Below are 21,182 nucleotides of genomic sequence, written 5' to 3'. Positions count from 1 at the left end.
AGCCCGGCCTTTTTCATTGGGGCGGGCGGATCAGCGCTAGAGCGAAGGCCGGCCGATGGGCGACCCGGCCTTGCGGCTCTCCTGCGCCATGCGTTGGATCAGCATGTAAAGATCACCGACCTCGTCAGCCGCCCTGCTCTCCAGCAATTTGCCGATCTGGGCGTCGACATAGCCCGCGTCACCCCAGTAGGAGAGGCTCCAACCGACGAAGCGATAGCCGTCGATCGGCCGCCGCTCGATCACCGTGACCTGTTCGTGGCGATGGTCGCTTTCGATGCTGAGCATGACCTCCTCCACGGCATCGCGAGGCCCCTCGAGAAGCTGGGCAAAATGTCTTTCGGTGAACAGCAAGGACCCGCGAATCCCTAACTGAGCATTGCGGCGCGCAGAGACCGCCACAATCTGGTCGATCTCCGCTGATTGCGAGGGCATCATGAGCAGGCTGCGGCTCACATAAATCAACGACTGAAACATAGCCTTGCAATACAATGCTTTGCGTACCTCGCAGTTACGATAACTACGTATGAATTGTAAAATAGTGTAAACTTTTGTCTTATTGCGTCGCACCAACAGACATATTGCGTCGGCTTCAATCGCGAAACTCCGATAGCTCCGCTACCCGCAACCTGCGCTGCCGATTCGTCACCATCCTGTCGTGCAATCGCGTGACGAGGCGGCTGGCGGTGCTTTCGAACAGGCACGGCACGAGGGCGTGGATCAGGCAGGAAATCGCCGCCAGCCCGAGCAGCGCGGCAAAGCCCCCAGCATGGGCGAAATGCTCCGCATAATTTTCCCCTACCGATGCCGGGTGGTCCAGAAACAGCTTTCTCATCGTCGCCTCCTCGCCACCAGACTATGTGCGACCGACTAGAGATTTTTTCTTTTCTCTGCCTATGATCTAGGAAGATGCGAACATATAGTTCTCTGTAGAACCGCCTGCGGAGAATATTGATGCTGGATACCACCGACCGGCGAATCCTGACTCATCTGCAGAAGGACGCAACATTGTCGCTGGCGGCGCTGGCCGAAGCGTCAGGGCTGTCGCAAACCCCCTGCTGGAAGCGAGTCAAACGGCTCGAACGCGAAGGCTACATCCGGGGCCGCGTCACCCTGCTCGATCCGGCAAAGATCGGCCTGAAGACGGTCGTGTTCGTCGGCGTCCGCGCGAACGAGCATAGTGAGGAGTGGCTGTCGCTATTCGCGCGCTCGATCGCGGAGATTCCCGAGGTCACCGAATTTTACCGCATGAGCGGCGAGACCGACTATCTGCTCAAGATCGTCTGCGCCGACATCGATGATTATGACCGCATCTACAAACGGATCATCCGCTCGGTGCCGCTGCGCGACGTCACCTCATCCTTCGCGATGGAGCAGATCAAATATTCGACGGCCCTTCCGCTCTGATCCGCTTTTCCATAAAATAGAATAGTTCGGACAATTTTATACGTCTGCATCGGAAGCAGCGACTCCCTTAGACCTGTTTTCAGCCCGACGGACGGGCGAACGGATTTAATCGAGGGAGCCTAGACATGACCATCACCGCCACGCCGACCGCCGGAAAGACCCTGCTGTCGCCGACCGACCACAGCCTGATCCTGATCGACTTCCAGTCACAGATGGCCTTCGCCACCAAGTCGATCGCCCCGGAGCTTCTGCGCAACAACGCCGCTCTGGTGGCCAATGCCGCCGCCGGCTTCAACGTCCCGACCATCCTGACCACGGTCGCCGAGAAGAGCTTTTCCGGCCCGATGTTCGCCGAGATCACCGACGCCTTTCCCGGGCAGAAGCTGCTCGACCGCACGTCGATGAACACCTGGGAAGATCCAGGCGTGATCGAGGAAGTGAACCGCATCGGCAAGGAGCGTCTGGTGTTCGCAGGTCTGTGGACCTCGGTCTGCATCGTCGGCCCGGTCCTCTCCGCGATTGACCAGGGCTTCGAGGTCTATGTCATCACCGACGCGAGCGGCGACATCTCCGAGGAGGCGCATGAGCGCGCCGTCGAGCGGATGATCCAGGCCGGTGCCCGCCCGATCACCTCGCTGCAATATCTGCTCGAACTGCAGCGCGATTGGGCCCGCTCGGAAACCTACGACATGACCACCGGCATCGCCCGCAAATGGGGCGGCGCCTACGGGCTCGGTATCACCTACGCCAAGGCTATGTTCGACGCCTCGGAAGGTTCACACTGACCTCGCATCCTGCCGCGGCCAAAGCGGCCGCGACAGACAATGACACACCCCATCATCGAAGGAATTCACCATGAGCTATGTCACCACTCAGGACGGCGTCGAGATCTTCTACAAGGACTGGGGCCCCAAGGACGCCCAGCCGATCATGTTCCACCATGGTTGGCCGCTGTCCTCCGACGACTGGGACGCACAGATGCTGTTCTTCCTGTCGAAGGGCTTTCGCGTCGTCGCCCATGACCGCCGCGGCCATGGCCGCTCCGCCCAGGTCGATTTCGGCCACGACATCGCCCATTATGCCGCCGACGCGGCGGCAGTCGCCGAGCATCTCGACCTGCGCAACGCCGTCCACATCGGCCATTCGACCGGCGGCGGCGAAGTCGCAGCCTATGTCGCCCGCCACGGCCTACCCAAGGGCCGCGTCGCCAAGGCCGTGCTGGTCAGCGCGATCCCCCCGATCATGGTGCAGACCGAGCGTTATCCAGGCGGTTTGCCGATCGAGGTGTTCGACGGGCTGCGCGCCGGACTCGCCGCCAACCGCTCGCAATTCTTCCGCGACGTCGCCGCCGGGCCCTTCTACGGCTTCAACCGCGATGGCGCCGACGTTAAGTCGGCAATCGTCGACAATTGGTGGCGGCAGGGCATGATGGGCAGCGCGCTGGCCCATTATGAAGGGATCAAGGCCTTCTCGGAGACCGACCAGACCGACGATCTGAAGGCGATCACCGTGCCGACGCTGGTGTTGCATGGCGATGACGATCAGGTCGTCCCATACAAGAATGCCGCTGTCCTCCAGGCCGAACTGCTGCCCGATGCGACGCTCAAGATCTACGAGGGCTATTCGCACGGCATGCTGACGGTGAACGCCGACGCGCTGAACGCCGGCATCCTCGCCTTCATCCAGGCCTGATCGAAGCGAAAGGAACGGACGCCATGAAGATCTATCTGCTCTCGATGGGCGCCGGGTTGCTCGCGGGCCTGCTCTACAGCCTGATCGGCGTCCGTTCCCCTGCCCCTCCGGCCGTCGCGCTGGTCGGCTTGCTCGGCATACTTCTGGGCGAACAGATGCTGCCGGCCGCCAAAAAGCTGATCGCCAGCCCCGAACACAACATCGTGATCGGCCAGACCGACGCCGAAGACACCGGAAAGCGCAACGCATGACCATCACCCGCCGCCAGGCGCTCGCCGGAGCAGCCGCCCTCGCCACGACTTCAAGGGAAGCCTTCGCCATGACCAGCCAGGACATCATCGTCACCAACGCGCGGATCGCCACGCTGGACCGCACCAATCCGGCGGCCGAAGCCGTCGCCATGCGCGACGGCAAGTTCCTGGCGGTCGGCAGCGAGGCGGAAGTTCGCGCCGCAGCCCCAGGAGCGAAGATCATCGATGCCCGCGGCCGGCGCCTGGTTCCCGGCCTGATAGACAGCCACATCCATGTCATCCGGGGCGGTCTCAACTATAATATGGAGTTGCGCTGGGAAGGCGTCCCGACGCTCGCCGACGCAATGGCGATGCTCAAGAAGCAAGCTGAGAATACGCCGCCGCCACAATGGGTGCGCGTCGTCGGCGGCTTCACCGAACATCAGTTCGCCGAGAAGCGGCTACCCACGATCGACGAGATCAACGCCGCAGCCCCCGACACCCCGGTCTTCATTCTGCACCTCTACGACCGCGCCCTGCTCAACGCCGCCGCGCTCCGCGTCGTGGGCTATACCAAGGACACGCCCAATCCACCGGGCGGCGAGATCGTTCGCGACGCTCAGGGCAACCCGACCGGCCTGCTGCTGGCGCAGCCCAATGCGACGATCCTCTATGCCACCCTGGCCAAAGGGCCGAAACTCCCCCCAGAATATCAGCTCAACTCGACGAAGCATTTCATGCGCGAGTTGAACAGTCTGGGCGTCACCAGCGTGATCGATGCCGGCGGCGGCTATCAGAATTATCCCGATGATTATGAGATCATCGAAAAGCTGCACAAGGACGGCGAGCTGACGCTTCGCATCGCCTATAATCTGTTCACGCAGAAGCCGAAGGAAGAGCTCAAGGACTTCGCCACCTGGTCGACCAAGGTAAAGCCCGGGGACGGCGACGACAGCTATCGGCACAACGGCGCAGGCGAGATGCTGGTCTATTCGGCCGCCGACTTCGAGGATTTCCGCGTCGCCCGCCCCGACATGCCACCGAACATGGAAGCGGATCTCGAGCCGGTGATCCGCCTGCTCGCCGAGCGACGCTGGCCGTGGCGGCTCCACGCCACCTATGACGAGACGATCAGCCGCGCGCTCGACGTGTTCGAGAAGGTCGACCGTGACATTCCGCTCAAGGGGCTCAACTGGTTCTTCGACCATGCCGAGACGATCAGCGAGCGCAACATCGACCGGATCGCGGCTCTTGGCGGTGGCATCGCCGTCCAGCACCGCATGGCCTATCAGGGAGAATATTTCGTCGAACGCTATGGCGCCAAGGCGGCCGAGCGGACCCCGCCGATCAAGCGCATGATGGCAGCCGGCCTGCCAGTTGGCGCCGGAACCGACGCGACCCGCGTCGCCAGCTACAATCCCTGGGTTTCGCTGTCATGGCTGGTGACGTCGAAGACCGTCGGTGGCCTGCGGCTCTATCCGGTCGCCAACCGGCTCGACCGCGAGACGGCGCTGCGCCTGTGGACCGAGGCCAACACCTGGTTCTCGAACGAGCAGGGCAAGAAGGGGCAGATCAAGGCCGGCCAGCTGGCCGATCTCGTCCTCCTGTCCGACGACTATTTCTCCGTAGCGGAAGATGAAATCGTCGGACTGCGCTCGGTGATGACGATGCTGGGTGGAAAGGTCGTACACGGCGAAGGCGACTTCGCCGATCTCGCTCCGCCTTTGCCCCGCGCCATGCCCGACTGGTCGCCCGTCGCCACATTCGGCGGCTTCTGGCGAGCACCCGAAACACGCGCCAAGCTGGCATCCGCCTGCGGTTGCACGTCGTCCTGCTCGGTCCATGGCCATGACCACGCCTCGGCCCTCGGAGCGAGCGTACCTGCGGCGGACGTCCAGAGCTTCTGGGGCAGCCTCGGTTGCGGCTGCTGGGCGGTCTGAGCGCACATCAACGGGCTCAGTCTTGTTCTGAGCTTTCTTATCCATCCAGCTGTAATAAATAGAAATATAATGGCCCAATTTCTCTACAATCCGCGGCTGGTCGACGCCGTGCTCGATTGGCCGGGCGCGGTGGCGCAACAGGCGCATTTCGGCGCCCAGCCGGCGACGCTGTTCGACGCCCATCCGGGCGCATCGGCTGCTGCCGAATAGACCTGGCGAGCATCGCGCTTCCACCCGGCGCGGTCAGCCTCTATCAGGCGGCGAAACGCTTGGGGGATTTGAATGCTGCGTCGCCTGTACGACTGGACCATGGCAAAGGCTGCGCACCGCCATGCCGAATGGTGGCTGGCGGCCTTCGCCTTCATGGAGGCGAGCTTCTTCCCGGTCCCGCCCCACCCGCTGCTCGGTCTGATGTGCCTGGCCGAGCCGAAGAAGGCGATCCGCTTTGCGGCGGTGGCAACGCTCGCGTCGGTAGCCGGCGGCCTGCTCGGCTATGCGATCGGGCATTTCGTCTACGAAGCGTTCGGCGAAGCGCTGCTGCGCGCCCTTGGGCTGGCCGAGAGCTTCCCCAAGGCCGCCTGCTATCTGCGCGACTATGGCGCCGAGATCATCATCGTGAAGGGGGCGACCCCGATCCCGTTCAAGCTGCTGACGATCACCGCCGGCTTCATCGGCATGAACCTGCTCGTCTTCATCGGCGCTTCGATCGTGTCGCGCTCGATCAGCTTCATGATCGTGGGTGTCCTGTTCCGCCTGTTCGGCGCGCCGATCAAGGCGGTGATCGATCGCCACCTCGGCAAGGTGACGGCGGCCTTTGCGATATTGGTCGTGGCCGGTTTTCTGGCGGTCACGCTGGTCGGGGGCGGCTCCCAACAAACCAACGAGAAATGCGCGGCGGCACAGGAAGTGCATCCCGACTGAAGCGGATCAGTTCCACTCTTTTGCCAGCGCCTCGGTAAGACGCGCGAGCATCAGCTTCTGATCCTGCTCGAATGCCTCGCGGGCGTTGGCGCCCATTTCGGCCCTTCGCGCATGTGACAGACTCTGCACTTGGTCGATCGCCGCTTCGATCAGATCGATGGTCGTATCGTGGCGCACGCCCATGTGCACCGGCGCACTGTCGACAGTGGGCACCAAAATGCCGAAATCAGGCCGGATCAGTTCATTCATCGGCGGCGCGTCGAGCGTCACGACCAGCGCGCCCATCGCCCGGCTCTCGTTGATGTAATGGCCGAAGCCTTCGACCGCAGACGTACAGAGGTGGATTCCGCTCGCCGCGAGTTCGCGGAAATAGGTTTCGTGCTGGGGGAAAAAGCCGAGGAACAGGCGCAGATTGCCGTCCTCGATCCATCGGCGGGTGTTCAGGCCGATGTCCTGTCCATAGGCTTGCAGCGAAAGGCGCGGCAAATCGGCGCGCTTCGCCCACAGATCGATCAGCAACTGGCTGTGTCGGGTCGTGGCCTTTCCCCGAAAATGCGCATAGGTCCGGTAGCCGCTTACCCGCAGCCCAGGATCCCGGGAGGTGAAGCCGACATGATGATGGCGAGCATTGGGCAGATGCGGAGCCAGATGCTCGCAGGAGAAGCGGCTCCGGTGGAAAACCGCGTCGACCATGCGACCCGCTGACTCGACATCCTCCGGCAGGAACCATTCTGGATTGGGCAGCAATATGCGCGACTTGTAATTTTCGAGGAAGGGCCGCTCGAAAACCCGCTCGAGGAAAATGGCAACCCGGCCGGTCGTGCGAAGATAGTCCGGCGGCGGATCGCCGCGCTTCTCTTCCCGATAGAGTGACGGTCGCCCGCGCGTCGGCCGGACCTCTATCCGGCCGCCGGATATCTTCCGGATCGCGGCCTGGATCACCTGCGCGCAATGTTCGAGACCGGTACTCCAGGCCGGATAGAAAAGATCGATTAGACTGTCATTCGTCATTGACGCTCCCCCGTGGGACGACCAACGCCCGTCCCGTTTCCGCGCCGTAACGGCTTTCACTTCAGGAGCAATCGCGGCGGGCAGTTGGCAATCAAATGTCACCCGTCAGATATCGCCGAAGCCGTCCTCCTCCGCATCATCAGCCCCGAGCATGACGAACTGGTCGAGCAGCCAGGAGCCCGCCGGCCCCGGCGGCGTGTCGCTGCGCCAGATCCCGTTGAATCGGTAGGTGCCGCCGATGTGATCGGGCATGTGCAGGCGGACGAGCGTGCCGGCGACGAGGTCGGGCTCGATCATCGGCAGCGGCATATTGCCCCAGCCGATGCCCTGCCGCAGCAATTGATGCTTCGCGCCGAGATCGGCCAGATGCCAGGTGCGGTGGCTCAGCACCGAATAATCCTGCCCATCGGTGAAACGCGAGCGGTCGGTCAGCACGATCTGGACATGCTCGCGGCCCATGCCGGGCGGGATTTTCACGGTACGACCGAGCGGGTGGTCTGGCGCGGCGACCGGCACCATCGGCACCGAGCCCGCAGAGATGAGCTCGATCCCGCTGACCCCCGAGGCAAGCGGCCCCGAAATGCCGATCGTCGCCACCCGGTCGAGCACCATTGCGGTCACAGCACCCAGCGCTTCGACATGCAGCCGCAGCGACACGGTCGGGAAGCGCTCGGCGAAGGTGCGCAGGACCTGCCCCAGCCGCTCGGCCGGCAGCATCACGTCCACCGCCAGATCGACTTCCGCCTCCAGCCCGTCGAGCAGCCCCTTCACCTTGGCGCGCAAGCCGTCGATCCCCTGCGACACCATGCGTGCCTCGGCCAGAACCGCGCGGCCCGCCGTGGTCAGCACCGGCTTGCGCGTCCCTTCCCGATCGAACAGCGTTAGACCCAGCTGCGCCTCGAGATTGCCGATCCCGTAGCTGATGACGGAGACTGCCCGGTTGAGCTTGCGTCCGGCCGCCGCGAAACTCCCCGTCTCGACCACCGCCAGGAAGATTCTGAGCTGGTCGAAGGTCGGCATGCCCGGGTTTGACATTTCAATTTCCTAGAACGTTTCGACCGATTTTATCCATCTGACCGGATAAGTCGAGCGCGCCTAGACCGTCCTCAAGAGGAAAGGAGGACGACATGACGACCACCACCACCGCCCCCGAATTGAGCCGCACCGAGTGGAAGGCGGTCGCCAGCGCCTATGAGGAGGCCGAAGCCTATCGCTCGGTCCCCCGCAAGCGTTCGCTTCTGCGCAGCGCCCTCGATCGGGTCGCCGGCCACCCTTCGAAACTGCCGGCACTCGATCCACGCGCCGATGCTCTGCGCCGCTTCGTCTGCACCGTGCGGCGTACCCGCCGTGCCGACGAACGACTGGTGCCCGAACTGCTGAGCCTCGGCTTCAGCCGCGCGCAGGTCGACGCCCTCACCCTGATTTCGGCCTGAAACCAAAGGCCTATACTGCACATTGGAGACGAGACATGATCGACATTCGACGCTGTTCCACCCTCGGCGGCGCCAACCACGGCTGGCTCGACGCGAAGCACCACTTCTCCTTCGCCGGCTATCATGACGAAACCCGGATGAACTGGGGCGACCTGCGGGTCTGGAACGACGACACGATCGCGCCGCGCACTGGCTTCCCGCCGCATCCTCATCGCGACATGGAAATCATCACCTATGTCCGGGAAGGCGCGTTCTCCCACCAGGACAATCTGGGCAATCGCGGCCGCACCGAGGCAGGCGACGTGCAGGTGATGTCGGCCGGCAGCGGCATCCAGCATTCGGAATATAATCTGGAGGACGTCACCACGCGCATCTTCCAGATCTGGATCCAGCCTTCGCAGCGCGGTGGCCAGCCCAGCTGGGGCGCCAAGCCCTTTCCCAAGGACGACCGCGCCGGCCAGTTCGTGACCCTCGCCAGCGGCATTGCCGGAGACGAGGACGCCCTGCCGATCCGCGCCGATGCGCGGGTGGTGGGCGCCACTCTGCGGGCCGGCGAGACCGCCGACTATCCGCTGGGGGCGGGTCGCTTCGCCTATCTCGTACCCGCCACCGGCGCGATAGAGATCGACGGCGAGCGGATCGACGCCCGCGACGGCGCGGCGATCCGCGATCTGGACGTCGTCCGGATTACCGCGCTGGAGGACAGCGAGGTCGTCCTGGTCGATGCCGCCTGACGCATCAGCCTTGAACCGGCGGGTCGGGTGGCGGACAAGATAGCGTCCGCACCGGCCCGCCTCCCCACCGACAGATTTGAGGAAGACACAGATGAGCATGCGCAGCAGCGAGGTCGACGGCGTCGACATGGTGATCCTGCCCCCGGTTCGCGACCTGGGCGAAGGCTTCGAGGTGCGGCGCGCCCTGCCCTCGCCGCACCGGCGGATGGTCGGCCCCTTCATCTTCTTCGACCAGATGGGCGCCGTGACCTTTCGCGGCGGCGAAGGCCTCGACGTGCGCCCGCATCCGCATATCGGCCTCGCCACCATCACCTATCTGCTCGACGGCGAGATCATGCACCGCGATTCGGTGGGCAGCGTCCAGCCGATCCGTCCCGGAGAGGTCAACTGGATGACCGCCGGGTCGGGCATCGTCCATTCCGAGCGCACGCCCGACGCGCTGCGCCCGGCGGGCAGCACGCTTTTTGGCCTGCAGACTTGGGTCGCGCTGCCGACCGACAAAGAGGAGATCGATCCTGCCTTCGTTCACCACAAGGCGTCGGAAATCCCGACGATCGATGCCGACGGTACAAAGCTGACGCTGATCGTCGGCTCCTCGGACGGCCTGCGCTCGCCGGTGAAGGCCTATTCGGACATGGTCTATGCCGACATCGTCCTGATCGACGGCGCCCGCTACCAGCTGAAGGCCGAGCATGTCGAACGGGCCGTCTATGTGGTGGAAGGATCGGTCGAGGTCGCCGGGCAGACCGGCGCCTTCGCGGCCGGCGAACTGGTCGTCTTCAAGCCCGGTGCGGAGATCGTGCTCAAGGCGAAGGGCGCCGCCCGGCTGATGCTGATCGGCGGCGAGCCTTTCCCCGAGGGGCGCAATATCTACTGGAATTTTGTTTCCTCCTCGCGCGACCGCATCGAACAGGCCAAGGAAGACTGGCGCGAGCGCCGCTTCGCCCCCGTGCCCGACGAGCAGGAATTTATTCCCCTGCCGGAGGAGCCCAAGTCCGTCCGCTATCCGTGAACTGCGAGGACATCATGGCCCACGCCACCGCCACCATCGGACCGGATCGCTATCGGACCAGCATCGTCGCCGGCGGTCACGCCCTGACTGCCGACGAGCCAGCAGCGCTGGGTGGTGCCGATAGCGGCCCCGCACCCTTCGATCTGCTGCTCGCGTCGCTCGGTGCCTGCACTGCGATCACGCTGCGCATATATGCCGAGAAGAAGGGCTGGCCGCTCGAACGGCTCGACATCGACCTGACGCTGTCCGGCCCGCCCGAAGCGCGGTCTATCGCCCGGACGGTGCACCCCCTGGGCCTAAATGCAGAGCAGGCCGCGCGCCTCGCCGATATCGCGGAGCGAACCCCGGTCACGCTGACGCTAAAGGCGGGTCTCCCGATCGCCACCACCCTGATCTGATCTTCCGACCCGACAAGGAACGACCATGCCGACCGAGGTCTTCGACTTTCCCGGAACCCGCGCGCCGATAGCGGGGCGTCTGGAAGTGCCGGCGGGGCCGGTGCGCGGATGGGCGATCGTCGCGCATTGCTTCACCTGCGGCAAGGATCAGCTCGTCGCCGTCCGCGTCGCTCGCGCGCTCGCGGCACAGGGCATCGGCACGCTCCGCTTCGACTTTGCCGGCATCGGCGAGAGTGGCGGCTCGCTCGCAGAGAGCAGCTTCGCCGACGATGCCCGGGACATCGTTGCGGCCGCGGCCGCGATGGCGGCGGCGGCGCGCGCGCCCGCGCTGCTGGTCGGCCACAGCTTCGGCGGCGCAGCGGCGCTGGCGGCGGCGGGCGACATGCCCTCGATCAAAGCGGTCGCCACCATTGCCGCCCCGTTCGACGCGGCGCATGTGCTGCACCACTTCGGGGAAGACAGCCTGTCCGCGATCGAACGCGATGGCGTCGGCGACGTCACCCTGGCCGGCCGGTCCTTCCGCTTCGGCAAGCGCTTCCTCGACGAACTCCGCCATCAGGATCAGGGTGCACGCATCGGCGCCCTGCACAGGCCGCTGCTCGTCCTCCACGCGCCGTTCGATCAGGTCGTCGACGTGGAGAATGCGACCCGCATCTTCCTCGCGGCGCGCCATCCCAAAAGCTATGTGTCGCTCGACAAGGCCGATCATATGCTGAGCGGTGAAGGCCAAGCCGAGCATGTCGCGGCGATGATCGCAGCCTGGGCCGCCCCCTATCTGCCTGCGCCCGAACGGACGCGCGACAGTGGCGCAGCCGATGTCGTGGCGGAGGAGACGGGCGCGGGCCGCTTTCAGGTGGCGATCCAGGCCGGCGGCACCCGTTTCCTCGCCGACGAACCCGAAAGCGTCGGCGGGCTCGGTTCGGGACCCACGCCTTATGACCTGCTTTCAGCCGGCCTCGCCGCCTGCACCACGATGACGCTGCGCCTTTATGCCAACCAGAAAGGCTGGCCCGTCGCGCGCATCCGCACAGCAGTCGGCCACCAGAAGCGCAAAGGCGAAGTGCCGGCTGACCTCTTTGCCCGGCGGATCGAGATCGAGGGTGCGCTGGACGACGAGCAACGCGCACGCATGCTCGAGATCGCCGATCGCTGCCCCGTACACCGGACCCTCGAAAGCGCGGCTGCGGTCACGACCAGCGCGGGCGCGCCTCCCGCCGCGACCGACCCGATCGACGCCCATATGGAGGCGGCGACGCGGCTGGTCGACGGCTGAACTACACGGTTTCCGGCGCCCCGCCTGCATGTCTCACCACGATCTTGCCGGGCTTCTCGCGATCGAGCAGCGCCGACAGCGCCTCACCCGACCGATCGAGCGGGAAGGCATGCACAGTGGGGAGCGCGAGTTGACCCGCTGCGATCCGTGCCAGCAGTTCATCCCAAATCTGCTTCGCGCGTTCGATGTCGCTCTCGACCAGATGGCGCGCGTCGACGCCGATGAGGGCGCCGCTCTTGAGCAGCGGCAGGTTTGCCGGCAACCGCGGTATATCGCCGCCCGCGAAGCCCAGCACCATATGGCGCCCCCCCTTGGCGAGCGAGCGGAACGCCCCCTCGAAGGTCGATCCGCCCACGGTATCGACGACCATCGCGATGCCGGATGCCGGATGCGCCGCGCGGAGAGCGTCGCGCCAATCCTCGGCGAGGTAGTCGATCGCGGCCGAGGCCCCGGCGTCCAGCGCCGCCTTGCGCTTCGCGGCGGTCGATGCACCCGCGACGACGATCGCCCCGGCTCCCGCCGCGATCCGTACCGCCGCCGAACCCACGCCGCCGGCCGCACCGAGTACCAGCACTCCCTCGCCCGGCTGCAGTCCGCCGCGATCGAACAGCGCATAATGCGCAGTCAGATAGTCGAGCATCATGCCGGCCACCCCGGCGGCATCGAGTCCCTCGGGAACCGCCACGGTCCAGCCTGCATCGAGCAGCGCATAGTCAGCCGTGCCGCCACCCCGCGCCAGCTGCCAGGTGGCAACCCGGTCGCCGACGGCATGGTTGATAACGTCGCTCCCGATAGAAACCACCCGACCGACGATTTCCGCGCCCGGGACATAAGGCACCGGGGGTTTCAGCTGATAAAGACCGCGCGCGATCAGGCCGTCGACATAGCCGAAGCTCACCGCCTCGACCTCGACCAGCACCTCCCCCGCGCCGGGCTGCGGCACCGGCAGCGTTCGCAGCGAAAAGACCTCGGGCCCATCAAGGCTGTCGCCGGCCAGCGCCCGCATCATCTGCGGGATCACCATGTGGCGTGCAGGCGCAGCAGGCCCCGGAACAGGAAATTGTCGCGCCATTCGGCCGAGGACAGGTCGACGCGCATGGTCGGCAGCACCGTCGCCATATGTTCGAAGGCGACCCGCGCCTCGATCCGCGCGAGTTCGGCACCCACGCAGAAATGGATGCCGCCGCCGAAGGACATATGGTCCGAAGCCCCCCGCCCGATGTCGAACCGGTCGGGGTCTGGGAATTTGCGGCCGTCGCGATTGGCGGCGCCGACGAGGGTCAGGACGCGCTGGCCCTTGGCGACCGGATGGCCGTCGATCACGGTGTCGTTCAGCGCTGTACGATAGGCCGCTACCAGCGAGCTTTCGTAGCGCAGCGCCTCCTCATTGGTAGAGGCGGCGAGCGCGGCCGGTGCGTCGACCAGGCGCTGCCACTGGTCAGGATGACAATGCAGCCGGTAGAGGCCGTTGCCGATGATGTTCGCCGTCGTCTCGAACCCGGCGCCGAACAGCGCGATCGCGACCGTCGTCGCCTCATGCATCGACAGGCCGTCGGGCATGGTCCCCGTCTGTGCGAGCGCGGTCAGCAGGTCGTCGCGCGGATTGGCCAGCCGGTCCTCGAATTCGGCGAGGAAGAAGCTTTCGAGATCGTCGATCGCGCGGTTGGCAGTCGCGAGTTCCGCCTCGGTCAGCTTGCGCGCCTCGAACGCGACGAAAGCCTCCGGGATCGCCGCCATCAGCCGATCCATCGCGGGCGCGCCATAGTCGATCCCCATCAGGTCGCAGATGACCATGACCGGCAGCTTATAGGCGAACTGCGTCATCAGATCGGCATGGCCCTCACTGACGAAGGCGTCGGTCAGTTCGGCACAGATTTCGCGGATGCGAGGCTCCATCGCGCGCACCCGCTTTGCCGTCAGCGACCCCGTCACCAGCCCGCGGGTCCGGGTATGCTGGGGCGGGTCCTGCATGATGAAGACCTCGAACAGCCAGCGATAGGCCGAGTTGGCCATCGGGTCGAAATCGGGGCCGTAGAAGAGCTTGAGGTTCGCGATGAAATCGCCGGTGCCGAAATCCTTCCGGTTCATCAGCACCTCGCGCACATGATCGTAGCGCGAGACCACCCAATAGCCGAATTTCGACCAGTGGAACGGGTCCTTCTCACGGATCTCCGCGAAGATCGGATAGGGGTCGGTGATCAGCTCCGGAAGGGACGGATCGAACGGTTCGACGACGGCGACTGCCTCCACATGCTCCTCCTCGGTCATCCTCTCGCGGGCCGGTCGTTGCCGGCCCCCGCCCGCCGCGCTGCTGCGCGGTCAGGCGGTCAGTTCTGCGTCCGCCTTCGCGCCGGCACCGTCGAGGAGCAGGTCCTCGACCTTCGCCTTGCGCGTCATTCGCCAGAAGGCATCGTTGCGCCACGGCGTGATCGCCACGACCCGGCCGCGCGAATTGCGGTACCAGTTCTCGGTGCCCGGATGGGTCCAGACGAGCTTCTCATGCGCCGCGTCCAGCCGGCCGACATAATCCCGATAGACGTCCTCGCGCACCTCGACCGCGCTGGCGCCCTTTTCCACCATCGTCTCGATCAGGCTCATCGCATAATGGGCCTGGTTCTCGATGTTGCGGATCATGCTGCCGCCATGGCCCGAGCCGACATTGGGCCCGAGCAGGATGAAGAAATTGGGGAAGCCGGGAACCAGCGTTCCCAGATAGGCGGCGGCGTTGTCGCCGTCCCAATAGTCGCGCAGCACGCGGCCCTCGCGCCCGATAACGTCATAGGAGCCGAGCACGTTCGATGCCTGGTAACCGGTGGCGAGGATCAGCACGTCGACCTCGACCTCCTTGCCGCCGCTCGCGACCAGCGTACCGCCCTTCACCTCGGCGAGGCGCTCGGGGATCAGCTCGACATGCGGCTTGAGCAGCGTGCGATACCAGCCATTGTCGAGCAGCATCCGCTTCGCGAAGGGCGGATAGTCCGGCAGGACCATCGATATCAGGTCCTCGCGCCCTTCCAGCTGCTGCCGGACATAGCGGGTGAAGAACTCGCGGTGGCCGTCGTTGATCGCGTTGACCGCGCGCTCGGGCGCCGGCCAGTTCGGATCGCGGAACAGCGTGCCGTGGACCCGGTCGTTGAACGTCCAGGACAGGCGCTGCTCGACCCAGCCGCGATAGAGCGGGAAGACCCTCATCAGATAGCGGACGCCATCGGGCACGGGCTTCCGGAACTGCGGGAAAGGTGCCGCCCATTGCTTGGAGCGCGCGAAGATCGTCATCTCGGCGACTTCGTCGGCGATCGCGGGGACGACCTGCATCGCCGAGGCGCCATTGCCCACGACCGCGACGCGCTTGCCCTTGAGGTCGAGGTCGTCGGGCCACTGGCAGGTATGGACCACCCGACCGGTGAAGGTCTCGAGCCCCTTGATCTGGGGGATCAGCGGCATGTTGAGGATGCCGACCGCGCTCAGGACGATATCGGCGAAATGCTCCTGCTCGACGCCGTCCGGGCCGCGCGCGACGACCCGCCAGCGGTTTGCCTCGGCCTGCCATTCGGCCTTCTGGACCATCGTCGAGAAGCTGACATTCTCGTAGAGATTGAACGACTTCGCCGTATCGAGCAGATAAGCCTCGATCTCTTCCTGGAGCGGAAAATATTTGCTCCAGTCATTGGGGCGGCAGGCGAAGGTGTAGGTGAGGTTGGGCGTGTCGACGCCGCAGCCCGGATAGCGGTTCTCCCACCAGGTGCCGCCGAAATCCTCGTTTTTCTCGAAGATGCGATAGGCGATCCCGCGCTGCTGCAATTGCATCGCTGCCGCCATGCCCGAAATGCCGCCGCCGATGATGATCGCCTGCAGCGGGCGGCTGGACGAAACCGGCGACGGGGCCGGATCGAAGCCCAGTGAGGACGCGACGACGTCGCCATATTCGGCAGGAACCTCTTCGGTCATGGCGACGCTCAGCATCCGTGCCAGATCGGCATTGGCCGGGCGCGCGACCGCCAGCGGCTGGCCGTCGACCCACGCCGAGATCGCGGCGAAGGCGGCATCGCGGATCTCGCGCTGGATCTCGTCCGAAAGACCGCCGCTGTCATTGTCGTCGAGGCCCTTGCCGCGATTGGGGGCAAAGGGCTTGGCGAGCCATTTCTCGTCGCCGGTCAGCTGGACCAGGCACATCAGCAGCGCCGGGATATTGGCTTCGTCGACGCCGCGGCGAAGGAGATCGCGGTCGACCATGTCGGGGGAAATCGGGCGTGCGGTGCTGTTGCTCAACGTCTTGTCTCCATGCCCGCGACCCTGCGCGGGGTCCAAGAAATCCGCCCCCTCCAGCGGAACCATACCAGAGATAATATATATCTACCCATCAGTATCCCGAGTCAATCTTTCACGAACCAGGTCCACCCTTAAAGACCGCTTATGCTGTGGCCGCCGTCGACCACGATCACCGATCCGGTCATGTAGCGCGATGCGTCCGACGCGAGCAGCAGCATCGGCCCGTCAAGATCGGCGAACTCGCCCAGCCGCCCCTGCGGAATACGCGCCATCATCGTCTGGCCAGCAGGGGATTCCCAGAAGCCGGCGGTAATCTCGGTCGGAAAGGAGCCCGGCGCGATGGCATTCACCCTGATGCCGGCCGGCGCCAGTTCGAGCGCCAGCGTCTTGGTCAGCTGGATCACCCCCGCCTTGGACACATGATAGGGGAGCAGGCCGACGCCCTGGCGCAAGCCCGTGATCGACGCGATGTTGACGATCGCCCCCGCTTTCCCTTCTGCCTTGCGTGCGCGGGCAAAGGCCTGGGAGAGGAAGAAGAGGCCCTTGAGATTGGTATCGAGCGCGACGTCCCAGTCGGCCTCGCGCACCTTGAGAGCCATCGCCGCCCGCGACGCGCCGGCATTGTTGACGAGCACGTCCACCGCGCCGAGTTCGCCTTCCAGACCGGCGATCGCTTCCATGTCGGTCAGGTCGATGGTGATGCAGCGGCACGCGCCGCCCGCCCCCTCGATCTCGGCGCGGGTCGCGTCCAGCCGGTCGGCGCGGCGCGCTGCGATGATCAGGTTCGCACCCGTCCGCGCGAGCAGCTTTGCGAAATGCCGGCCCAAGCCCGCCGAAGCGCCTGTGACCAGCGCCGTCTTGCCGGCCAGCGGCCGTTCCCCGAACATGCCTGTCACCACGTCGTCCCCTGCCATCAGTCGTCTTTCCCTTCGTCGGCGGCATCGTCGAAGCGCCGCAGCTTCCACCCTTGCGCGGCGATGCGGCGCATCGCCGGCAGATCGGTCACGACCAGCGCGTTGCCGCGCGTCACGACCAGTTTCTCCCGCTTGAAATCGCGCAGCACGCGGTTGACCGACTGGCGCGTGCCGCCGACCATCAGCGCCAGTTCGCCCTGGCTGATCGCACGCGAAAAGCCGTGGCCGCCGGGCACCGCTACTCCGAACATGTCGATTGCGCCGACGATCCGCTGCGCCAGACGGCAGGACAGCTCATCGAAGGCGAAGCCCGCAAAATAGTCGCTCAGCAGCCGCATGTGGCGCGACAGCAGGCGCAGGAGCGCGTCGTTGAGCGACGGATGCGCTCGCCGCAATCCATCGAGGGTCCGGCGCGACCAGACCTCCAGTTCGACATCCTCATAGGCCTCGGCGGTCTGCGGCCTCGGCTCTTCGTCGACGATCGTGCTGGTCCCGAAACTGTCGCCCGGCTGAAACAGCTGGTAGAGCAGTTCGCGCCCGTCGCGCTGCATCACCGACAGGCGCACCACCCCGCTGACGATCCGGTACATCTCGTCCCCTGCATCACCCTGCGCATAGATGGTGGCACCTGCCGGCAGACGGCGGCTCCGCGCGGCTGCCGACAGCGCCGCACGCGCATCCGCGTCGAGCCATTGGGTGAAGTCGAAGGTGGCGCTCATGCCGCTGCCAGCAGGCTGCGGTCAAAGCCGGCGCAGGACGAGACGCCCGCCAGGATCATGGTCCGCTCCAGTTCCTCGCGCAGGATATCGATCGCACGGGCCACGCCGCGCTCGCCATCGGCAGCGAGGCCATAGAGATAGGCGCGCCCGATCGAACAGGCCTGCGCCCCCGCCGCCAGCGCTTTGGCCACATGCGCGCCGCGCCGGATGCCGCCATCGCAGATGATCGTCCCGCGCCCGCCGATCGTATCGGCAATCGAGGCAATCGCGTCGAACGGTGCCACCGCCGTCCCCAGTTGCCGGCCACCATGGTTCGAGACCATGATCGTGTCCGCCCCGCTGTCGAGCGCCGCCAGAGCGTCGTCCGGTCGCACGATCCCCTTCACCGCCAGCGGCCCGCCCCATTTCGCGGCGAGCCATTCGAGGTCGCGCCAGGTCAGCGACCGGTCGAACTGTCCATTGACATAGGCCGCGAGCGATACGGGCTGATCGCTCATCGTTTCGACCCGATGGGCGACGTTGACGAAATCGAACTTCCGCCCGAACAGCGCGGGCAAGGACCAGCGCGGCTTCGAGGCGAAGCTCAGAAAGCTCCTCGGCGTCAGCTTCGGCGGGAGGGCCAGTCCGTTGACGATGTCGCGCTCGCGCTTGCCGGCGACCAGCGTATCGACCGTCAGGACGAGGCCGTCATAGCCCGCCGCCCTGGCCCGCTCGATGAACTCCTCCGTCAGCCCGCGATCACGAAAGATATAGATCTGGAACAGGCGCGGCGCCCCGGCGGGATTGGCCAGTTCCTCGATCGTCGTCGTGCCCAGCGTCGACAGGCAATAAGGCAAGCCGACAGCATCGGCGGCACGCGCCACGGCCTGCTCGGCCTCGGGATGGAACAGGCGGGTCAGCCCGGTCGGCGCGAGCATCAGCGGTAGCGGGATCGTCCGACCGAACAGCGTGGTACTCGTGTCGAGTGTCGAAACGTCGACCATCATCCGCGGCATCAGCCGTGCACGGTCAAAGGCCTCGACCGCCTCGCGCAGCGCCAGTTCGTCCTCCGCGCCGCCGTCGATATAGTCGAAGATCGGGCCAGGCAGGCGTCGCGATGCCCGCCGGCGCAGCGCCGCGATATTATGATCCTGCGCCAGTTCGACCTCCTCCCTTTCCACCGGATGATAGAAGGCTACGGCTTCCAACACTGTCGCATATGCGACAATCTTGCGATCGTTAAGCTGATATTAGCTGCCGGCATCGATGGGAGTGATGTGCGATGATCGGCCTGGACGACAAATGGGAGGTGCGCAGCGGTCGCATCCTCGTCAGCGGCACGCAGGCGATCGGTCGCGTGCTGATCGGACAGGCCTGGCTCGACCGCCGCGACGGCCTGCGCACCGCCGGCTATGTCTCGGGCTATCGCGGCTCGCCGCTCGGCAATGTCGACACCATGCTCTGGTCGATCGGCAAACGGCTCGACAGCCTAGATGTGCGCTTCCAGCCGGGCGTGAACGAGGATCTTGCCGCAACAGCCGTCGCCGGGACGCAGCAGATCGACCAGATCCCCGGCGCGCGATATGACGGGGTGTTCGCCGCCTGGTACGGCAAGGGACCGGGCGTCGACCGCTCGCTCGACGCGATCCGGCACGGCAATTATGCCGGCGCCCATGCGAAGGGCGGAGTGGTGCTTTTCTATGGCGACGACCATGCCGGCAAGTCGTCGACCGTCGCCTTTCAGAGCGAACAGTCCATAGCGGCCTGCCTGGTGCCGATCCTCTATCCGGCGCATGCCGGAGAGATCGAGCATTTCGGGCTACACGCCGTCGCCCTGTCGCGGCATAGCGGGTCGTGGGTCGCGGTGAAGTGCGTCAACGAAGTGGTCGAGCAGACCGCGACGGTCGATGTCGACCTGGCCTCCTTCCAGCCCAATATGCCGTCCGTCGAGAACGCGCTGCCCGAGGGCCTGCATGCCGGGCGTCGCCCATTCAATCCGCTTCGCGCCGAACAGATCGTCGTCGAGCATCGCCTGCCGGCGGTTCTGTCCTATGTTCGCGCCAATGCGATCGACAAGGCCATCTTCCGCGCCGACCGCCCCCGCGTAGCGATCGTCGCAGCCGGCAAGAGCTATACGGACGTACGCCAGGCGCTCGACCTGCTCGGTCTCGACGAAGAGGCCGCCGCCGCTGCCGGGCTATCGCTGTACAAGGTCGGCTGTATCTGGCCGCTCGACGGAGAAAGCTTGGCAGCCTTCGCCGACGGTCATGAGACGCTGTTCGTGGTCGAGGAGAAGAAGAGCTTCGTCGAACAGCAGCTTGCGGCCGCCCTCGTCAATCGTCCCACCGCTCCAACCCTGATCGGAAAGCGCGACGAACGGGGCCGGACGCTCCTCTCCTCGACCCAGCCGCTGGATCCGGGCGAGATCGCGCGGGTCATCGCGCGGCTGGCGGGTCTGACGAACGTCCCCGCTCCGTCCGCGCCCGCTGTGGCGGCGAACGCCGATCTCCGCCGCAGCCCCTATTTCTGCTCGGGCTGCCCGCACAGCCGGTCGACCCGGATTCCCGAGGGCAGCCTCAGCATGACCGGCATCGGTTGCCACACCATGGCCAATTTCGTCCGGCCCGACGAAGCACTGCTGCCGACGCAGATGGGTGGCGAAGGCAGCAACTGGCTGGGCCTCGCGCCCTTCACCGACACGCCGCACATGTTCCAGAATATGGGCGACGGCACCTATTATCATTCCGGGCTGCTCGCGATCCGCGCCGCCGTCGCCTCGGGCGCGAACATCACCTACAAGATCCTCTACAACGACGCCGTGGCGATGACCGGCGGGCAGCCCGTCGACGGGCCGCTGTCGGTCGCCGAGATCGCCCAGCAGGTGCGCGCCGAGGGCGTGGCGGAGATCGTCGTGCTCAGCGACAATCCCGACCACCACCGGGCCGATCGCGGCTTTCCGGACGGCGTGACGATCGGCCACCGCGACGAGCTCGACACGGTCCAGCGACGCCTGCGCGAGGGGAAAGGCTGTTCGGTCCTGATCTATGAGCAGACCTGCGCCGCCGAGAAGCGCCGCCGCCGCAAGCGCGGGACAATGGTCGATCCGGCCAAGCGCATGTTCATCGCGCCCGAGGTCTGCGAGGGCTGCGGCGACTGTTCGGTCCAGTCGACCTGCGTGAGCATCGTGCCGCGCGAGACCGCGCTGGGCACCAAGCGGGCGATCGACCAGTCGAGCTGCAACAAGGATTATAGC

General features: G+C 65.5%; 23 protein-coding genes. 13 read left to right on the top strand and 10 right to left on the bottom strand.

Translation table 11 applies throughout. The features are described from left to right. Window positions 1–36: 36 nt before the first annotated feature. A complete protein-coding gene (locus KAY22_RS08330) occupies window positions 37–474 on the bottom strand; it encodes a BLUF domain-containing protein (RefSeq protein WP_296622153.1) in 438 nt (145 codons plus the stop codon). Window positions 475–589: 115 nt separating this feature from the next. Next, window positions 590–832 carry a DUF6356 family protein gene (locus KAY22_RS08325; protein ID WP_296622151.1) on the bottom strand — a complete coding sequence of 81 codons (243 nt, stop codon included), beginning with the start codon at window positions 830–832 and terminating at the stop codon, window positions 590–592. A gap of 119 nt (window positions 833–951) precedes the next feature. Between KAY22_RS08325 and KAY22_RS08320 the strand changes: the two genes are divergently transcribed. The 7 genes from KAY22_RS08320 to KAY22_RS08290 all read left to right on the top strand — a co-directional run bounded on the left by KAY22_RS08320 (window position 952) and on the right by KAY22_RS08290 (window position 6,187). Then, a complete protein-coding gene (locus KAY22_RS08320) occupies window positions 952–1,404 on the top strand; it encodes an Lrp/AsnC family transcriptional regulator (protein WP_296622149.1) in 453 nt (150 codons plus the stop codon). 125 nt (window positions 1,405–1,529) lie between these two features. Continuing rightward, the gene (locus tag KAY22_RS08315) at window positions 1,530–2,189 is read left to right on the top strand and encodes a hydrolase (RefSeq protein WP_296622147.1); all 660 of its coding nucleotides are present in this window, start codon (window positions 1,530–1,532) and stop codon (window positions 2,187–2,189) included. Between the two features lie 70 nt (window positions 2,190–2,259). Then, window positions 2,260–3,096 (top strand): alpha/beta hydrolase, encoded by an 837-nt coding sequence (locus KAY22_RS08310; protein WP_296622145.1) that lies wholly within the window; start codon window positions 2,260–2,262, stop codon window positions 3,094–3,096. Window positions 3,097–3,119: 23 nt separating this feature from the next. After that, complete coding sequence (locus KAY22_RS08305) at window positions 3,120–3,347, top strand: DUF1427 family protein (RefSeq protein WP_296622143.1); 228 nt, start codon at window positions 3,120–3,122, stop codon at window positions 3,345–3,347. After that, window positions 3,344–5,266, top strand: a complete 1,923-nt coding sequence (locus KAY22_RS08300) for an amidohydrolase (protein ID WP_296622141.1) — start codon at window positions 3,344–3,346, stop codon at window positions 5,264–5,266. Before KAY22_RS08305 ends, KAY22_RS08300 begins: the two co-directional genes overlap by 4 nt. 69 nt (window positions 5,267–5,335) lie before the next feature. Next, on the top strand, window positions 5,336–5,476 hold the full coding sequence (locus KAY22_RS08295) for a hypothetical protein (protein ID WP_296622140.1): 141 nt from the start codon (window positions 5,336–5,338) through the stop codon (window positions 5,474–5,476). A gap of 72 nt (window positions 5,477–5,548) precedes the next feature. Next, window positions 5,549–6,187, top strand: a complete 639-nt coding sequence (locus tag KAY22_RS08290; RefSeq protein WP_296622138.1) for a YqaA family protein — start codon at window positions 5,549–5,551, stop codon at window positions 6,185–6,187. 6 nt (window positions 6,188–6,193) lie between these two features. On the opposite strand, the gene KAY22_RS08285 is transcribed toward KAY22_RS08290, so the two are convergent. Together KAY22_RS08285 and KAY22_RS08280 are read right to left on the bottom strand one after the other, a co-directional pair. Further along, window positions 6,194–7,198 (bottom strand): hypothetical protein, encoded by a 1,005-nt coding sequence (locus tag KAY22_RS08285; protein WP_296622137.1) that lies wholly within the window; start codon window positions 7,196–7,198, stop codon window positions 6,194–6,196. A gap of 105 nt (window positions 7,199–7,303) precedes the next feature. Then, entirely contained in the window at window positions 7,304–8,233 is a 930-nt protein-coding gene (locus tag KAY22_RS08280) for a LysR family transcriptional regulator (RefSeq protein WP_296622135.1), read from the bottom strand. Between the two features lie 92 nt (window positions 8,234–8,325). Here KAY22_RS08280 and KAY22_RS08275 point away from each other — a divergent pair, with 92 nt between their 5' ends. From KAY22_RS08275 to KAY22_RS08255, 5 genes are all read left to right on the top strand, one after another. Beyond that, a complete protein-coding gene (locus tag KAY22_RS08275) occupies window positions 8,326–8,631 on the top strand; it encodes a hypothetical protein (protein WP_296622133.1) in 306 nt (101 codons plus the stop codon). Between the two features lie 35 nt (window positions 8,632–8,666). After that, on the top strand, window positions 8,667–9,365 hold the full coding sequence (locus KAY22_RS08270; RefSeq protein WP_296622131.1) for a pirin family protein: 699 nt from the start codon (window positions 8,667–8,669) through the stop codon (window positions 9,363–9,365). A 91-nt stretch (window positions 9,366–9,456) separates the two neighbouring features. Next, a complete protein-coding gene (locus KAY22_RS08265) occupies window positions 9,457–10,377 on the top strand; it encodes a pirin family protein (protein WP_296622129.1) in 921 nt (306 codons plus the stop codon). Window positions 10,378–10,391: 14 nt separating this feature from the next. Continuing rightward, complete coding sequence (locus KAY22_RS08260) at window positions 10,392–10,775, top strand: OsmC family protein (RefSeq protein WP_296622127.1); 384 nt, start codon at window positions 10,392–10,394, stop codon at window positions 10,773–10,775. Between the two features lie 25 nt (window positions 10,776–10,800). Beyond that, window positions 10,801–12,048: a bifunctional alpha/beta hydrolase/OsmC family protein gene (locus tag KAY22_RS08255; RefSeq protein ID WP_296622125.1), complete on the top strand. Its 1,248-nt coding sequence runs from the start codon at window positions 10,801–10,803 to the stop codon at window positions 12,046–12,048. Window position 12,049: 1 nt separating this feature from the next. Here KAY22_RS08255 and KAY22_RS08250 read toward each other — a convergent pair whose 3' ends face one another. From KAY22_RS08250 to KAY22_RS08225, 6 genes are all read right to left on the bottom strand, one after another. Beyond that, on the bottom strand, window positions 12,050–13,072 hold the full coding sequence (locus KAY22_RS08250; RefSeq protein ID WP_296622123.1) for an NADPH:quinone oxidoreductase family protein: 1,023 nt from the start codon (window positions 13,070–13,072) through the stop codon (window positions 12,050–12,052). Continuing rightward, complete coding sequence (locus KAY22_RS08245; protein ID WP_296622122.1) at window positions 13,066–14,298, bottom strand: cytochrome P450; 1,233 nt, start codon at window positions 14,296–14,298, stop codon at window positions 13,066–13,068. Before KAY22_RS08245 ends, KAY22_RS08250 begins: the two co-directional genes overlap by 7 nt. Before the next feature lie 69 nt (window positions 14,299–14,367). After that, window positions 14,368–16,317 (bottom strand): NAD(P)/FAD-dependent oxidoreductase, encoded by a 1,950-nt coding sequence (locus tag KAY22_RS08240; RefSeq protein WP_296622120.1) that lies wholly within the window; start codon window positions 16,315–16,317, stop codon window positions 14,368–14,370. A gap of 131 nt (window positions 16,318–16,448) precedes the next feature. Continuing rightward, complete coding sequence (locus KAY22_RS08235; RefSeq protein ID WP_296622118.1) at window positions 16,449–17,231, bottom strand: SDR family oxidoreductase; 783 nt, start codon at window positions 17,229–17,231, stop codon at window positions 16,449–16,451. Then, on the bottom strand, window positions 17,231–17,950 hold the full coding sequence (locus tag KAY22_RS08230) for a Crp/Fnr family transcriptional regulator (RefSeq protein WP_296622114.1): 720 nt from the start codon (window positions 17,948–17,950) through the stop codon (window positions 17,231–17,233). The genes KAY22_RS08235 and KAY22_RS08230 overlap by 1 nt, the downstream gene beginning before the upstream one ends. Further along, window positions 17,947–19,137: an alpha-hydroxy acid oxidase gene (locus KAY22_RS08225; protein ID WP_296622112.1), complete on the bottom strand. Its 1,191-nt coding sequence runs from the start codon at window positions 19,135–19,137 to the stop codon at window positions 17,947–17,949. Before KAY22_RS08225 ends, KAY22_RS08230 begins: the two co-directional genes overlap by 4 nt. Before the next feature lie 74 nt (window positions 19,138–19,211). On the opposite strand from KAY22_RS08225, the gene KAY22_RS08220 reads away from it, so the two are divergent. After that, the coding region (locus KAY22_RS08220; RefSeq protein ID WP_296622109.1) for an indolepyruvate ferredoxin oxidoreductase family protein at window positions 19,212–21,182 on the top strand (1,971 nt) is incomplete at its 3' end.

The sequence above is a fragment of the Rhizorhabdus sp. genome (genome assembly GCF_018006725.1).
GTDB lineage: Bacteria > Pseudomonadota > Alphaproteobacteria > Sphingomonadales > Sphingomonadaceae > Rhizorhabdus.
Note: the sequence above shows the minus strand (reverse complement) of the source record. Positions and strands in the feature narration are given on the sequence as shown.

Excerpts from the sequence above, each read along its gene's own strand:
- KAY22_RS08330 (WP_296622153.1), bottom strand. The coding sequence starts at position 474 with ATGTTTCAGTCGTTGATTTATGTGAGCCGCAGCCTGCTCATGATGCCC.
- KAY22_RS08290 (WP_296622138.1), top strand. The coding sequence starts at position 5,549 with ATGCTGCGTCGCCTGTACGACTGGACCATGGCAAAGGCTGCGCACCGC.
- KAY22_RS08255 (WP_296622125.1), top strand. The coding sequence starts at position 10,801 with ATGCCGACCGAGGTCTTCGACTTTCCCGGAACCCGCGCGCCGATAGCG.
- KAY22_RS08285 (WP_296622137.1), bottom strand. The coding sequence starts at position 7,198 with ATGACGAATGACAGTCTAATCGATCTTTTCTATCCGGCCTGGAGTACC.
- KAY22_RS08315 (WP_296622147.1), top strand. The coding sequence starts at position 1,530 with ATGACCATCACCGCCACGCCGACCGCCGGAAAGACCCTGCTGTCGCCG.
- KAY22_RS08310 (WP_296622145.1), top strand. The coding sequence starts at position 2,260 with ATGAGCTATGTCACCACTCAGGACGGCGTCGAGATCTTCTACAAGGAC.
- KAY22_RS08305 (WP_296622143.1), top strand. The coding sequence starts at position 3,120 with ATGAAGATCTATCTGCTCTCGATGGGCGCCGGGTTGCTCGCGGGCCTG.
- KAY22_RS08275 (WP_296622133.1), top strand. The coding sequence starts at position 8,326 with ATGACGACCACCACCACCGCCCCCGAATTGAGCCGCACCGAGTGGAAG.
- KAY22_RS08265 (WP_296622129.1), top strand. The coding sequence starts at position 9,457 with ATGAGCATGCGCAGCAGCGAGGTCGACGGCGTCGACATGGTGATCCTG.
- KAY22_RS08260 (WP_296622127.1), top strand. The coding sequence starts at position 10,392 with ATGGCCCACGCCACCGCCACCATCGGACCGGATCGCTATCGGACCAGC.
- KAY22_RS08280 (WP_296622135.1), bottom strand. The coding sequence starts at position 8,233 with ATGTCAAACCCGGGCATGCCGACCTTCGACCAGCTCAGAATCTTCCTG.
- KAY22_RS08295 (WP_296622140.1), top strand. The coding sequence starts at position 5,336 with ATGGCCCAATTTCTCTACAATCCGCGGCTGGTCGACGCCGTGCTCGAT.
- KAY22_RS08300 (WP_296622141.1), top strand. The coding sequence starts at position 3,344 with ATGACCATCACCCGCCGCCAGGCGCTCGCCGGAGCAGCCGCCCTCGCC.
- KAY22_RS08250 (WP_296622123.1), bottom strand. The coding sequence starts at position 13,072 with ATGGTGATCCCGCAGATGATGCGGGCGCTGGCCGGCGACAGCCTTGAT.
- KAY22_RS08320 (WP_296622149.1), top strand. The coding sequence starts at position 952 with ATGCTGGATACCACCGACCGGCGAATCCTGACTCATCTGCAGAAGGAC.
- KAY22_RS08230 (WP_296622114.1), bottom strand. The coding sequence starts at position 17,950 with ATGAGCGCCACCTTCGACTTCACCCAATGGCTCGACGCGGATGCGCGT.
- KAY22_RS08235 (WP_296622118.1), bottom strand. The coding sequence starts at position 17,231 with ATGGCAGGGGACGACGTGGTGACAGGCATGTTCGGGGAACGGCCGCTG.
- KAY22_RS08325 (WP_296622151.1), bottom strand. The coding sequence starts at position 832 with ATGAGAAAGCTGTTTCTGGACCACCCGGCATCGGTAGGGGAAAATTAT.
- KAY22_RS08270 (WP_296622131.1), top strand. The coding sequence starts at position 8,667 with ATGATCGACATTCGACGCTGTTCCACCCTCGGCGGCGCCAACCACGGC.